This is a genomic window from uncultured Aureimonas sp. (genome assembly GCF_913775355.1).
Lineage (GTDB): Bacteria > Pseudomonadota > Alphaproteobacteria > Rhizobiales > Rhizobiaceae > Aureimonas.
Genome location: NZ_CAJYIU010000130.1, coordinates 1 through 13,570 on the forward strand (window position 1 = coordinate 1; position 13,570 = coordinate 13,570).

Annotated in this window: 10 protein-coding genes; 7 read left to right on the plus strand and 3 right to left on the minus strand. The window is 68.3% G+C overall.

All coding sequences use genetic code 11. The features are described from left to right. A partial coding sequence (locus tag QZ753_RS08900; protein ID WP_294642907.1) for a diacylglycerol kinase family protein occupies positions 1-764 on the minus strand: 764 nt, incomplete at its 3' end. Between the two features lie 150 nt (positions 765-914). On the opposite strand from QZ753_RS08900, the gene QZ753_RS08905 reads away from it, so the two are divergent. The 7 genes from QZ753_RS08905 (at position 915) to QZ753_RS08935 (ending at position 12,007) form a co-directional block, all read left to right on the plus strand. Continuing rightward, the gene (locus QZ753_RS08905; protein WP_082505607.1) at positions 915-1,079 is read left to right on the plus strand and encodes a DUF1328 domain-containing protein; all 165 of its coding nucleotides are present in this window, start codon (positions 915-917) and stop codon (positions 1,077-1,079) included. A 129-nt stretch (positions 1,080-1,208) separates the two neighbouring features. After that, positions 1,209-2,867, plus strand: coding sequence for a PRC-barrel domain-containing protein (locus QZ753_RS08910; protein WP_294642910.1), 1,659 nt, complete (start codon positions 1,209-1,211; stop codon positions 2,865-2,867). A gap of 279 nt (positions 2,868-3,146) precedes the next feature. Further along, a complete protein-coding gene (locus QZ753_RS08915; RefSeq protein WP_294642911.1) occupies positions 3,147-4,415 on the plus strand; it encodes an efflux RND transporter periplasmic adaptor subunit in 1,269 nt (422 codons plus the stop codon). Next, positions 4,412-7,561 (plus strand): efflux RND transporter permease subunit, encoded by a 3,150-nt coding sequence (locus tag QZ753_RS08920; protein WP_294642914.1) that lies wholly within the window; start codon positions 4,412-4,414, stop codon positions 7,559-7,561. The genes QZ753_RS08915 and QZ753_RS08920 overlap by 4 nt, the downstream gene beginning before the upstream one ends. Positions 7,562-7,882: 321 nt before the next feature. Next, complete coding sequence (locus tag QZ753_RS08925; protein ID WP_294642916.1) at positions 7,883-8,806, plus strand: LysR substrate-binding domain-containing protein; 924 nt, start codon at positions 7,883-7,885, stop codon at positions 8,804-8,806. 9 nt (positions 8,807-8,815) lie between these two features. After that, complete coding sequence (locus QZ753_RS08930; RefSeq protein ID WP_294642919.1) at positions 8,816-10,630, plus strand: ABC-F family ATP-binding cassette domain-containing protein; 1,815 nt, start codon at positions 8,816-8,818, stop codon at positions 10,628-10,630. Positions 10,631-10,852: 222 nt separating this feature from the next. After that, on the plus strand, positions 10,853-12,007 hold the full coding sequence (locus tag QZ753_RS08935; RefSeq protein ID WP_294642921.1) for a D-alanyl-D-alanine carboxypeptidase family protein: 1,155 nt from the start codon (positions 10,853-10,855) through the stop codon (positions 12,005-12,007). Positions 12,008-12,177: 170 nt separating this feature from the next. On the opposite strand, the gene QZ753_RS08940 is transcribed toward QZ753_RS08935, so the two are convergent. Both QZ753_RS08940 and QZ753_RS08945 read right to left on the minus strand, forming a co-directional pair. Continuing rightward, entirely contained in the window at positions 12,178-12,624 is a 447-nt protein-coding gene (locus QZ753_RS08940; protein ID WP_294642923.1) for a DUF2383 domain-containing protein, read from the minus strand. An 80-nt stretch (positions 12,625-12,704) separates the two neighbouring features. Continuing rightward, on the minus strand, positions 12,705-13,570 hold an 866-nt coding region (locus QZ753_RS08945; RefSeq protein WP_294642925.1), incomplete at its 5' end, for a manganese catalase family protein.

Genomic DNA, 13,570 nt, shown 5'->3' on the forward strand with positions numbered 1-13,570 from the left:
TCGGCGGTGATGACGGTGAGGTTTTCCTTGTCCTTCCAGGCCCCCCGCATCATGTCGACCGTGGTCTTGAGGACCGCGAGGCGGCTCGTGGCACGCATGATGTAGATGCCGAGCTTCCCGCCCTGCGGATCGTCCGCGTAGGGCAGATGCCCGTCGCCATAGATGTTGTTGGAGATCGCGACCGCCGGAGTCTGGATCACCTGCGTCTTTCCGTCGATCTCGAAACGCAGGTCCACCATCGGCAGCGAGCCGGCGGCCGTTACCACGGCACGCGCGCTCGCCCACATCTTGCCGATGCGCGAACTGTAGTCGAGCTTCTCGCGGGTCCGCACCATGCGCGCATGCATGCCCACGGCGAACTGGTGGACGAAGTAGCGCCCGTTGACGCTGGCGATGTCGACCTCGGCGATGCGCCCGTTGGCGAGCGCCTTGACGGCGGGGTCGAGCCCCATCGGAATTTGCAGCGAGCGCGCGAAGAGGTTCATCGTGCCCGCGGGCAGGATGCCGAGCGCGATGGGTCCGCCCGCCACGGCAGCGGCGGCGGAGGACACGGTTCCATCTCCGCCGCCGACCATCAGCACGTCGAGGTCCGTCCGCCGCGCCTGCGCCTCGATGCGCTCGCCGATCTCGGGTCCCTCGACGAGTTCCACCTCCGCTTCATGTCCGTGGACCTGGAACTCGCCGCGGATGGTGGCGCTGAGAAGCTCCAGATCCGTGGTGCGCAGGGTGCCGCCGTGCCGGTTCAGGATGGCGTGGACTTTCATGACCTGCGCTGAGGCTCCGTTGCGATGCTTGGCCGCTATATGGGGCGCGGAACGCCCGAGAAAATGGCGTGCGACCCTCGCGCCGACTGGAACCCGACGATCCGCTCGCCGTTCATCGCGGCAACGAGTTCAGCCTGTGGAGTTGCGAACATGATCGAATGGATCGTCATCCTTCTGGTGGTGGCGGCGATCGCCAGCCTTCTCGGCTTCCGGGGCGTCGCGGGTGTGTCGGCCGGCATCGCGAAGGTGCTGATCCTGATCGTTCTCGTCGGTTTCCTGCTTCTCCTGTTCTTCGGCGTGATCGCATTTGCCTGACGTTCACGTCGGCTTTTCCTTTTCGTGAGCCGGGAACCTTAGCAACAGCCGCAGGTTGAACCCGCATCTTCAACGGTCCGGCTGTCGATGAACGGCCGGACGTTCGTTACCGATACAGGGGAGTCCTCGATGGTCCGCACACTTCTGGCCACCACGGCCATGGCCGCCGTCCTCGCGACCGGCGCGCTCGCTCAGACCACCACCACCACGACCACGGGCGAGCAGCCCGCGATGAACGCGGCCCCGACGGGCACGATGGCACCGTCCGGTTCAGCGATGGGCTCGTCCTCGTCCGCCGGCATGCAGTCCAACGCCGCCGGCTCGACCGCCGACATCGCCTACGTCCAGTCGCTCGGCGCCGACCAGCACCTCGTGACCGACCTCGACGGCCAGACTGTCTACGCCTCCAACGCGGCGGACGCCGAGTCGGCGGGCGAGATCGACAACTTCATCGTCGGTGCCGACGGCACGGTCGTTGCCGCCGTGGTGGACATGGGCTCGTTCCTCGGCGACCAGTCGAAGACCGTCGCCGTTCCCTACAACAAGATCGAGTGGACGACGGGCGAGAACAACCAGCCACGCGCCGTCCTGACCGCCTCGCGCGACGAGCTCGCCGCGGCGCCGGCCTTCACGGTCAACAAGCAGCCGGTTTCCACGGTCGCCAGCAACACCACGGACGACTCCGGCTCGACCAACATGAGCGGCCAGGGCAACATGGCGGCCAACAGCACGAGCGCCGGCAACATGGGCGCCACCAACACGCTGAACGGCAACATGGCCGGCGGCACCATGGCGTCGGGCGGCATGGCCGCCGAGACCACGGCTCCGGCCTCGACGACCAACATGGCCGCCAACACGACGGCCACCCAGGGCATGCAGCAGAACGGCTACGTCGCGACGCTCGCGAATGACCAGTTCCTGTCGGACGACATCGTCGGCGACAACGTCTATTCCGGTCCGGCGGCTGATGCCGACAACATCGGCAACATCAACGATCTCGTGATCGCGTCCGATGGCCGCGTCCAGGCGGTGGTCGTGGGCGTCGGCGGCTTCCTCGGCATCGGCGAGAAGAATGTCGGCGTTCCGTTCGACAACATCTCGATGAACGCCGATCCGTCGGGCGAGCCGCGTGCGGTCCTCGCGGCCAGCAAGGAGCAGCTGACCAACGCGCCGGCCTTCCAGTCCAACGAGAACCGCATGGCCGCCAATACGGCTGCCGACACAGCCGCCAACTCGATGAGCGCTGCCGGCGCCGCCGCGACCGGCATGGCCGCGGGCACCGCCAGCATGGCGTCGGGCGCGATGGACACCGCCGCGAACACGGCGGCCTCGGCGACGAGCGGCATGGCGGCTTCGACCGGCATGGCCTCGTCGGGCACGGAATCGACGGCCTCGACCAACGGCAACACGCCGGCCGCCAACGTCGGCACGCCGGTGACGGGTGCCGACCTGACCGCGGACAACCTGATCGGAACCTCGGTCTACGGCCCGGACAACCAGACGATCGGTTCGATTGGCGACATCGCCCTGACGCCGGACGGTCAGGTCGATGCGGTGATCGTGGACGTCGGTGGCTTCCTCGGCATCGGCGCCAAGCCGGTGGCCGTCGCGATGGACAATCTCCAATTCATGCGCGACTCCGGCGGTTCGCTGACGCTGACGACGCAGTTCACGCAGGACCAGCTGAAGAACGCGCCCGAGTTCAACCGCGACACCTACGCCCAGAATCGCGACCAGATGCGCGTCGCCAACCCGGGCGACGTCCCGGCGGCTCCGGCAGCCCAGTAAACCGGTCGCTTCGCAAGCACATCGACGGACAGCAGGGCCCGCCAATCGGCGGGCCCTGTTTCGTTGCCCTTCACGTTTTCGTTCTGCTTCCTTACCAAAATTTATGGCAGCAGCGCCCGCTCGATCGTCTATCGTCCGCCATCCCCGCGCCCCTTCGGACGGCCGGAGTTCGGCCCCGTCCGAAACGGACCTTCGAAACGTCGTCGTCGCGGCGGAGCCGACGGAGGGCCGAGATCGAGCAGCCTGGGCCGTTGGCCCTCGCGTCAACCAAGGGTTTCCATGGCCGTTTTCCGCCAGATCGCCGTCACGCTCCTTCTGATCGCGGCTGCCGGCTGCGCGTGGCTGTATCTTTCGCCCGCCCCTGGACGCTTCCTTCTTGCCGACGACCGGCTTCCGAGCGCGCTCAGGCCGCTGGTCAGCGCGTTGTCCTCGGCGGACGACGAGCCCAAGGTCGGCGCGACGCAGGCGCGGCAGGGCGCCGTGCGTCAGGCGCCGCTCGTCGCCGTGGCACAGGCGCAGCCCCTGGTGACGCGCGACCGGCTTCGCGCCATCGGATCGGGAGAGGCGTTGCGCACGGTCGCGGTGCGGCCCGACGCGACCGGCATCATCAAGTCCCTGTCGTTCCGCTCGGGCGACGCGGTCGAGGCGGGCGCCGTGCTTGCCGAACTGCAGGACGACGCCGAGCGCATCGCGGTCGACCGGGCACGCATCGCGGTCGCGACCGCGGAAGATCAGCTCCGCCGCTACGAGACCTTGTCCACCACCGGCGCCTCGATCACCTCCGTGCAGCTCGAGGAGGTGCGCCGGGCGCGCGATGCCGCCGCGCTCGACCTCCAGGCCGCCGAAGTGGCGCTGGCCAAGCGCAGCATCCGCGCGCCGATCGGCGGACATGTCGGCCTCCTCAATCTCGAGGTCGGCGCGCTGGTCGACGGCTCGACGCTCATCGCGACCGTCGACGATCGCTCCAAGCTGCGCATCCTTTTCGACGCGCCGGAAGCCTTCGCCTCGCAGCTTGCGGTCGGCCACCCCGTCTCGGCCGTTCCCGCGACCCGCTCGGGCGACACGTATCAGGGCGTCATCACCGCGCTCGACAGCCGCCTCGATCCGGCGAGCCGAACCTTGCGCGCCGAAGCGACGATCGACAACGACGGCGATCGCCTGCGCCCCGGCCTGTCCTTCTCGATCGAAATCGGCTTCGAGGGCCAGTCCTATCTCGCGGTCAATCCGCTGGCGGTCCAGTGGGAGCGGACCGGTCCCTTCGTCTGGGTCGTCGCGAACGAGAAGACCTCGAAGGCGCCGATCGCGATCATCGAGCGCAACGTCGACACGGTTCTCGTCGCCTCCGACACGCTGAAGGCCGGCGACACGGTCGTCACCGAAGGCGTCCAGCTTCTGCGCGAGGGCGGCACGGTGCGCATCCGGCCGACGACGGGGATCGACGCCCTGCCCTCCAACCAGGATCCGCCGACAGCCGAAACCCCGGCTCCCGGCCGCCAGGCGGATGCGGGCGCCGCGATCGCCGCGCCGGGCGGGGCGAGCGCCCGATGAGCGGCGGCGCGGCCAAGCCGGACGGCCTGACGGCGCTGACCTCGCTCTTCATCCGTCGGCCCGTCTTCACCATCGTCATCAATCTCTTGATCATCGTCGCGGGCCTTGCCGCGTTCAACGCGGTCGAGATCCGCGAGCTGCCGAACGTCGACCGGCCGGTGATCACCGTCACCACCAACTTCCAGGGCGCCTCGGCCGAGGTGGTCGATCGGCAGCTGACGAGCACGATCGAGAGCGCCGTCGCCCGCGTCGCCGGCATCGCGTCGATCTCCTCGTCCTCGCGCTTTGGCCAGAGCCGCGTCACGGTCGAATTCACCGACTCGACCGACCTCAACGTCGCAGCGAGCGACGTGCGGGACGCGGTCGCCGGCATCGCCAACCAGCTGCCGGACGACGCGGACGAGTCGCGCATCGTCAAGGCCGACGCCGATGCCGACGCGATCATGCGCCTTGCCGTGCTCTCGAACTCGCTGCCGATCGAGGACCTGACGACGCTGGTCGACGACCGCATCGCCGACCGCATCGCCGCCGTCGAGGGCGTTGCCGACGTCGACCTGTCGGGCGAGCGCGAACGCCTCGTCTACATCGATGTCCGGCCCGACGAGCTGGCGACGCGGGGCCTGACGCTCGGCGACGTATCGAACGCGCTCGCAAACGCCTCCTTCGACCAACCGGCGGGGCAGCTGGAGTCGCCGACGCAGAACCTCGTGGTGCGCGCCGACGCGGGACTTTCGACGCCGGAGGCCTTCGGCGCCGTTCTCCTGAACGCCCAGACCCGTCTGCGCGACGTGGCAAGCGTGCGCTTCGGGCCGGACGAAGCGGCCTCCAAGACGCGCGTCAACGGGGAGACCGGCATCGGCCTCGGCGTCATCCGCCAGGCCGGGTCGTCGACGCTGGCGATCTCGGAAGGCGTGCGCGCCGCTGTCACCGAACTCAACGCCTCGCTGCCGCCGGGTACGCGTGTCATCGTCACCTCGGACGAGGCGACCTTCATCAACGGCTCGATCCATGAGGTCGAACTGACGCTGGCGCTCGCCATCGTCATCGTCGTCGCTGTCATCTACGCGTTCCTGATGAACTTCCGGGCGACGCTGATCCCGACGCTCACCATCCCGATCGCGCTGATCGGCGTCGTCGCGGGCATCTATCTCGTCGGCTTCTCCGTCAACATCATCACGCTCCTGGCGCTGGTGCTCGCCACCGGCATGGTGGTCGACGACGCCATCATCGTGCTCGAGAACATCATCCGCTGGCGCAACATGGGCCTGACGGTGCGGGCCGCGAGCGTCGTCGGCACGCGCGAGGTGTTCTTCGCCGTCATCTCGACGACCGCGACGCTCGCCGCCGTGTTCATCCCCATCTCGTTCCTGCCGGGCGTCGCGGGCGGTCTCTTCCGCGAGTTCGGCTTCGTGCTGGCGATCTCGGTGACCCTGTCCGCCTTCATCGCCCTGACGCTCTGCCCTATGCTGGCCGCCCATGTCCTGGCGGAGGCGAAGGACGAGCCGCAGCCGGGCGCGTTGAAGCGCGGTGCCGGACGGCTCGGCGGCTGGCTCGCCGCCCTCTACGCCGGTGCGCTGCGCAAGGCCTTGTCCTATCCGCTGGCGGTGATCGTCGTCTCGGCGATCTTCGCGGGCGCTGCGATCATCACCTTCCAGAACCTGCCGCAGCAGCTGACCCCCAACGAGGATCGCGGCAGCGTCCTCATGAGCATCACGGCGCCGCAGAGCGCGAGCCTCGACTATACCGACACGCAGATGCGTCGCGTCGAGGAGATCGTGCTGCCGTACGTGACGAGCGGCGAGGCGACCGGCGTCTTCGCGCGCATCGGCACTGGCACCGGCAACGGCGCCTTCATGGTGCTGACGCTGGCGCCGTGGGGCGAGCGCGAGCGCTCGCAGCAGGAGATTGCCGCCGAGCTCAACCGCGCCTTCGCCGATATTCCGGGCGTCCAGGCGCGCGCGATCCAGCCGAACTCGCTCGGCATCCGCGGCGGCGGTCGCGGTCTCCAGTTCGCGCTGGCCGGGCCGACCTACCAGATACTCTCGGACGCGGCGACCTCGCTGGAGGAAGCGATGAATGCCGACGGGCGCTGGGGCCGGGTGCAGCTCGCCTTCGACACGACGCAGCCGCAGCTCTCGGTCGAGATCGACCGCACGCGCGCCTCCGATCTCGGCATCGACATCAACGGGCTCGCCTCGGCCATTCAGTCGCTGCTCGACGGGCGAGAGATCGGCACGACCTATGTCGACGACCGCGCCGTCGACATCCACATCGTCTCGACGTCCCAGCCAATCAACGACCCAGGCGATCTCGCCAATATCTTCATGAAGACCGGCGACGGCCGCTTCGTGCCGCTGTCCTCGATCGCGACCATCAAGGAGGAGGCCGTCGCGCCGACGCTCGCCCGCGAGGACCAGTCGCGTTCGGTCGCCATGTCCGCCGACCTGCCCGCCGGCTTCTCGATCCAGCAGGCCTGGGACCAGACGCAGGCGTTCGCCGCCGGCAAGCTGCCGGACGGCGTGCGCCTCGTGCCGCTGGCCGAGGCGGCGACGCTGGAGGAAACGTCGAGCGGCCTTGCCATCGTCTTCGGCTTTGCGATCGTCGTCGTCTTCCTGGTGCTGGCGGCGCAGTTCGAGAGCTTCGTGTCGGCGCTCATCATCATCGCCACCGTGCCCTTCGGCGTCGCCTGCGCAGTCTACGCGATGGACTTCTTCGGCGAGACGCTGAACCTCTACAGCCAGATCGGGCTGGTGCTCCTCGTCGGCATCATGGCCAAGAACGGCATCCTTATCGTCGAGTTCGCCAACCAGCTACGTGAGGAGGGCCGCTCCGTGCGCGAGGCGATCGAGGAGGCCTCGATCATCCGCCTGCGCCCCGTCATGATGACGATGATCGCGACGATCGTCGGCGGCGTGCCGCTGATCTTCTCGGCCGGCGCGGGCGCCGAGGCGCGCGTCTCGCTCGGCTACGTCATCGTCGGCGGCCTCGGGTTGGCGACGATCGCCACGCTTTTCCTGACGCCGGTCGCCTACCTCGCGCTGGCCCGCCTCACCAAGCCGCAGGCCGAGGGCGAGGAGCAGCTGCGGCGCGACCTTGCGGCCGCCGAAGCGCTTGGCAAAGGCGGCGCGGCGACGCCGGCGGAGTGAGCCGCTAAAGCTGCCGCTCCCAGTCGGCACGCCCCCGCACGGGGCGTGCGTTGGGATGGTCGCCGTGGATGTCGGCGTTCAGCGTCTGGGGTAAGCTCCTTTGATCCCAGCCGAGCCTCCACCACCAGGCAGCGAAGCGCTCTCGCCACGTCGACGCTCGTGTGGGCACGACGCGATGCAGTGGACGGACATCGAACTCATCGGGCGGAACGTGTTTCATGGGTGGTCTCCGGCAGGATCGCTGGGGCCGATCATGCCTCCACACCCTCTTGCCGATCCAATCGAAGCTCGCGCATGATGCATAAGGAGACCTTATGCATCATGGCTCGTCATCTTCCGCCCCTCTCGGCCCTTCGTGCCTTCGAGGCCGCCGCCCGGCACCTCAGCTTCACCCGCGCGGCGGATGAACTCGGCATGACGCAGGCCGCGATCAGCTATCAGGTCCGCCTTCTGGAAGAACGGATCGGCACGCCGTTGTTCCTACGGGGCAAGCGGCAAGTGGAACTGACGGATGCGGGGCGGCGCCTTGGTCTCGACGCGGGCGGCGCCTTCGATCTTCTGGCGGCCTCCTTCGAGGCGGTGAAGGGCGGCGCATCCGGCGTCCTGACGATCAGCGTCATCCCGACCTTCGCGACCGGCTGGCTGGCGAGCCACCTCTACGCATTCCAGCTCGATCATCCCGAGATCGCCGTACGGCTTCACGCGACGCGCGACATCAGCGACTTCGACCGGGAGCCGGTGGACCTTGCGATCCGCGGAGGTCTCCATCCCGGCCGGGGCCTCGTAGCCCACAAGCTCCTGCGCGCCGATTTCGCACCGATGCTCAGTCCCGCCCTGTCCGCGAGAATCGGCCGACCTTTGGACGATCCCATCGATCTCCTGTCCTATCCGTTGATCGACCCGACCGACCCATGGTGGAACGAATGGTTCGCCCATGGCGGCATCCAGCGCGAGGGGTTCGACGTCGACGACGGACACAAGATGGGCGGGCAGGATCTCGAATCGATCGCAGCCCTCGCTGGTCACGGCGTGGCGATCCTCACCCCCTTCTTCTATCGCGAGGATCTGGCCGCCGGCCGGCTCCACCAGCCCTTCGACCTTCTGTGCCCGACGGAACGCGGCTATTGGCTCTGCTACCCGCCGGGTCGGCGCAACGTGCCGAAGGTCCGCGTGTTTCGCGACTGGCTGCTGTCCCACTTTCCCGATCCCGACGCCGATCTTTCAAGCGGACGGGCGATCGGCTAGAAGCCGGCCATGGCCCCTCCCCCGCTTCTTCGCCTCGACGGCGTGCGCCTGACCTTCGGCGGCACGCCCCTTCTCGCCGACGTCGAACTCGGCGTCCTGCCCGGCGACCGCATCGCGCTGGTCGGGCGCAACGGCTCCGGCAAGTCGACCCTCCTCAAGATCGCGGCGGGCACCGTCGAGCCGGACGGCGGCGAGGTGTTCCGCCAGCCGGGCGCGACGATCCGCTATCTCGCGCAGGAGCCGGACTTCGGCGATGCACCGAGCGTCGAGGCCTATGTCGCGGCGGGGCTCGGTCCGGCCGACGATCCCTACCGTGTGACGCGCCTGATCGAGGGTCTCGGCCTTCGCCCCGACGCGCGGCCGGTCGACCTGTCCGGCGGCGAGGCGCGGCGCGCGGCGCTCGCCCGCGTGCTGGCGCCCGAGCCCGACATCGTGCTTCTCGACGAGCCGACCAACCACCTCGACCTGCCGACGATCGAATGGCTGGAGGAGGAGGTCGCCTCGATCCGCTCGGCCGTCGTCATCATCAGCCACGACCGCCGCTTCCTCGAAAAGACGACGCGCGCCACCGTCTGGCTCGACCGCGGCCGCGTACGCCGCATCGAGGAGGGCTTCGGCAGCTTCGAGGCCTGGCGCGACAAGGTGCTGGAGGAGGAGGAGCGCGATCTCCAGAAGCTCGACCGTAAGATCGTGCGCGAGGAGCACTGGCTGCGCTACGGCGTGACCGCCCGGCGCACGCGCAACGAGCGGCGCCTCGCCGGCCTCCACCAGCTTCGCGCCGACCGCAAGAACGCCCGCCGCGCGACCGGCACGGTCGAGATGCAGGTCGGCGACACGCGCGAGAGCGGCAAGCTCGTGATCGAGGCGAAGGCGATCGAAAAGGCCTATGGCGAGCGGGTTCTCGTCGAGAACTTCTCGACCCGCATCCAGCGCGGCGACCGCGTCGGCTTCGTCGGCCCGAACGGCGCCGGCAAGACGACGCTCCTGAAGATGCTGATCGGCGAGGCCGAGCCCGACGCAGGGACGGTGCGGCTTGGCACCAATCTCGACCTCGCCTTCCTCGACCAGAAGCGCGCGAGCCTTCGCGACGATCTCCCCGTGTCCGAGGCGCTGACGGACGGGCGCGGCGATCAGGTGATGGTCAACGGCGAGCCGCGGCACGTCGCCGGCTATCTCAAGGACTTCCTGTTCCAGCCGGAGCAGATCCGCACGCCTGTCGGCAACCTGTCGGGCGGTGAACGCGCGCGCCTGCTGCTGGCCAAGACGCTGGCGACGCCGGCCAACGTCCTCGTCCTCGACGAGCCGACGAACGACCTCGACATGGAGACGCTCGACCTCCTGCAGGAGCTGATCGCCAACTATCCCGGAACGGTGCTCCTCGTCAGCCACGACCGCGACTTCCTCGACCGCACGGTGACGAGCGTCATCTCGCCGGAGGGCAACGGACGCTGGATCGAATATGCCGGCGGCTACAGCGACATGGCGGCGCAGAAGCGCGGCGCGCAGGCCGAGGCCCGGAAAGCCGAGAAGACCGCCGCCAAGCCGACCACCACGGCGCCCACCGCGCGCCCCGCCGGGCAGCCGAGCACCAAACTCTCGTTCAAGCAGAAGTTCGCGCTGGAGAATCTGCCGAAGGAGATCGCCAAGCTGGAAGCGGCGATCGCCAAGGCGGAAGCCGAGATGGCGGACCCCGCCCTCTTCGCCAAGAACCCGGACCGCTTCTCCAGGCTCGCCAAGGAGAGCGAGGCGAACCGCGCCGCGCTCGCCAAGGCCGAGGACGAGTGGCTGGAACTGGAAATGCTGAAGGCCGAACTCGAAGGCTGATCGAACGCGCGAGGCGGCGCCCGCGGCGCCCGCGGCGGTCCGCGGGCCCCCGCGGTTCCTCATGCGATCTTGTCACAGCCCCAGGCTTTTCACCGGGGCTCGCAGCCTTCCCGGTTGCCGTTCACCCGCCGTTCACCAAGTTCTGCTGTGATTTCATTAACCTCCGGGGCGAGGATGTGGCGCGGCCCCTGGGGCGCGCCCACGGCATGAGGATTTCACGGCATGACAACGATGGCGCTCAACGTCCGAACCCTTCAGCGCCCGCTGGCCGCCCTTCTGGTCGTGCTGAGCCTGTCGACGTCTGCCCATGCGTTCGAGACGGCCGCACGCTCGGCGGTGCTGCTCGACTTCGGCACCAACACGGTACTGTTCGAGAAGAACCCGGACGACGAGATCCCGCCGGCCTCGCTGTCGAAGCTGATGACGCTCCTCATCATCTTCGACGAGTTGAAGCGCGGCGCGATCCGGATCGACGAGACCTTCCCCGTCTCCGAGAACGCGTGGCGCACCGGCGGCGCGGCGTCGGGCGGCTCGACGATGTTCCTGCCCCTGAACTCTGAGGTCAGCGTCGGCGACCTGATCAAGGGCATCGCCATCCAGTCGGGCAACGACGCGACGATCGTCGCGGCCGAGGGTATCGCCGGCTCGGTGCCGGCCTTCGCCGAACTGATGAACAAGAAGGCGCAGGAACTCGGCCTGACGCATTCCCACTTCGTCAATCCGCACGGCCTGCCCGATCCCGGCCAGCGCGTCTCGGCGCGCGATCTGGTGACGCTCGCCACCCACATCATCCGCACCTATCCCGAACAGTATCCGCTGTTCTCGGAGGAGGAGTTCACCTTCAACGGCATCACCCAGCGCTCGCGCAACCCGCTCCTCAGCCTCGGCGCGGACGGGCTGAAGACCGGCCACACGGCGGAGGCGGGCTACGGGCTGGTCGCCTCCGCGAAGGATGACGCCGGTCGCCGCATCGTGTTCGCGATGACGGGCATGAAGAGCGTCAACGAGCGCGCCACCGAGGCGCGCGCCATGATGACGCTCGGCTTGCGCGGTTTCGAGAACGTCGTGATCCTGAAGGGCGACGAGACGGCCGGCGAAGTGCCGGTGACGGGCGGCGTGGCACCGAGCGTTCCCGTCAAGGCGGCCGGCGAAATCCGCTTCATCGAGCCGCGCGGCACGGGCTCACCCTACCAGACGGAGATCGTGCCGGTCGGCCCGATCGAGGCCCCGGTGCCCGAAGGCCGCCGCGTGGCACAGATGCGCATCACGCGCGATGGTCAGGTGGTGCGCGAGGAGCCGCTCTACGCCGCCGCCAACGTCGAACGCGCCGGATTGCTCCAGCGCGTCCAGGAACAGGTGATGGGCTACTTCCGGTAGGAGCCCGTCCGGGATGTCCCCGGCGGAGGCTCGGCGAGGGATTTTCGTCATCCATGAGGCGCCGAACGCAGTCGATGCCGGCGGCATCGGCGAGGATCGGCAACGAAATGGGTGGCGGAAAGCACCGCCGACCCGACCCGGCGGACTTTTCGGACGGGCTCTAAAGGCCGTCAGGCCGCCGCGGCGGCATCCATCCAGGTCTTGTGCCGATCCTCGTCGGCATAGGCCTTGGCGAAGTAGGCCTGCGCGTCCGGGCTGGCTGCCGCGTTCTTCGAGGCATGATCGTAGGCCATCCGGGTCTCGATCTCATTGGTCGACATGGCCTTCAGGATCGACCGGTCGCCGATGATCGACGCCAGCGCGACCTTGCCGGTCGTCAGGTATTCCTTGAGATCGCCCTCCTGCGGGGCGGCGACGCCGAGCTGACCCGCCATGCGGGTGAGTTCGGCGACGTGGGCCTCGTGGTCTCCCTTGAACTCGGCGATCTTCGCCTTTGCCGCCGGGTCGTCGAGGCGCTCGATCGTCGACTGGTAGGCGGCGATCGCGTCGTGCTCGAGGATCAGGAGGTTCTGGACGAGGGTCTCGAAGGTGGTTTCGGTTCCGACGGTGGTGACCATGGGTCGCTGTCTCCGGTCTCTGTCTGGCAGGTGGGATGGGAGACGGGCCGTCTGCGAAGCAGGTCGGCCCGCCTCGCCGGTCAGCGCGAAGCCTTGTAGAGCTTCTGCGCGATCTCGAACATTTCCTCCGGCGCGTAGTCCGGCGTGAAGGCGGACGGGATGCCCGTCAGCTGATGGATCTTGCCGCCCTCGGGCATCCCGTCGACGACCTCGAGCTCGCCCGGAGGATCGTCGGGCAGCGCGACCTCGCCGTTGCCCCAGATGCCGGCCATCTCACGGTAGTCGCTAGGGCTGAACGTGTAGAGGCGCCGGTGCGAACCCTCGTCGAGGTACTTCTGGCACTCCGGGATCTTCGACAGCGGGATGTTCGGGGTCGGCAGGAACTTGTCGAGGTCGACCCCCGTGATCTTCTTCAGCGCCAGCGCATAGGCATGCGCATGCACCGAGCCGCGCACCAGAAGATAGCCGCAGACCTCGCGGCCCGTCGGATCGCTCAAGGTCTCGTAGACGCGCAGCTTGTGGAGGCGCGCGCCGCATTCGAGGTGGAAATTATGAAGGAGGTCCACCACGATGTTGCCGGTCGTGGTAATGAAGTCGTTGTTCCAGGACACGCCGTTGGAGTTCACCGGCATCGACCCGCCGCCCGCCGACAGGAAGGCCGCGGCGTTGCGCATGTCCTTCATGTCCTCGAAGGGCGCGCCCGAAATGTCGCCGCCGTCGCCGGCATCGCCGTCCTTGGTGTCCGGCCCGTTGGCGAGCATGGCGACGCCGTTCGACACGAGTTCCACATGGCCGAGCTCCTCGGCGGTGATCGCGGCCACGAGGCTGTAGAAGGGCCGAAGCTTCGGCTTGGATCGGAAGTTGAAGCTCTGGAACATGTAGTTCCCAAGCGTGGACATCTCGCCGTACTTGCCGCCGAGGAGTTCCTGCAAGGCGGCGGCCGCAT

Bases quoted from the DNA above. Each gene is read 5' to 3' on its own strand.
- QZ753_RS08930 (WP_294642919.1), top strand. From the start codon at position 8,816: ATGGCCCCTCCCCCGCTTCTTCGCCTCGACGGCGTGCGCCTGACCTTC.
- QZ753_RS08910 (WP_294642910.1), top strand. From the start codon at position 1,209: ATGGTCCGCACACTTCTGGCCACCACGGCCATGGCCGCCGTCCTCGCG.
- QZ753_RS08925 (WP_294642916.1), top strand. From the start codon at position 7,883: ATGGCTCGTCATCTTCCGCCCCTCTCGGCCCTTCGTGCCTTCGAGGCC.
- QZ753_RS08915 (WP_294642911.1), top strand. From the start codon at position 3,147: ATGGCCGTTTTCCGCCAGATCGCCGTCACGCTCCTTCTGATCGCGGCT.
- QZ753_RS08905 (WP_082505607.1), top strand. From the start codon at position 915: ATGATCGAATGGATCGTCATCCTTCTGGTGGTGGCGGCGATCGCCAGC.
- QZ753_RS08935 (WP_294642921.1), top strand. From the start codon at position 10,853: ATGACAACGATGGCGCTCAACGTCCGAACCCTTCAGCGCCCGCTGGCC.
- QZ753_RS08920 (WP_294642914.1), top strand. From the start codon at position 4,412: ATGAGCGGCGGCGCGGCCAAGCCGGACGGCCTGACGGCGCTGACCTCG.
- QZ753_RS08940 (WP_294642923.1), bottom strand. From the start codon at position 12,624: ATGGTCACCACCGTCGGAACCGAAACCACCTTCGAGACCCTCGTCCAG.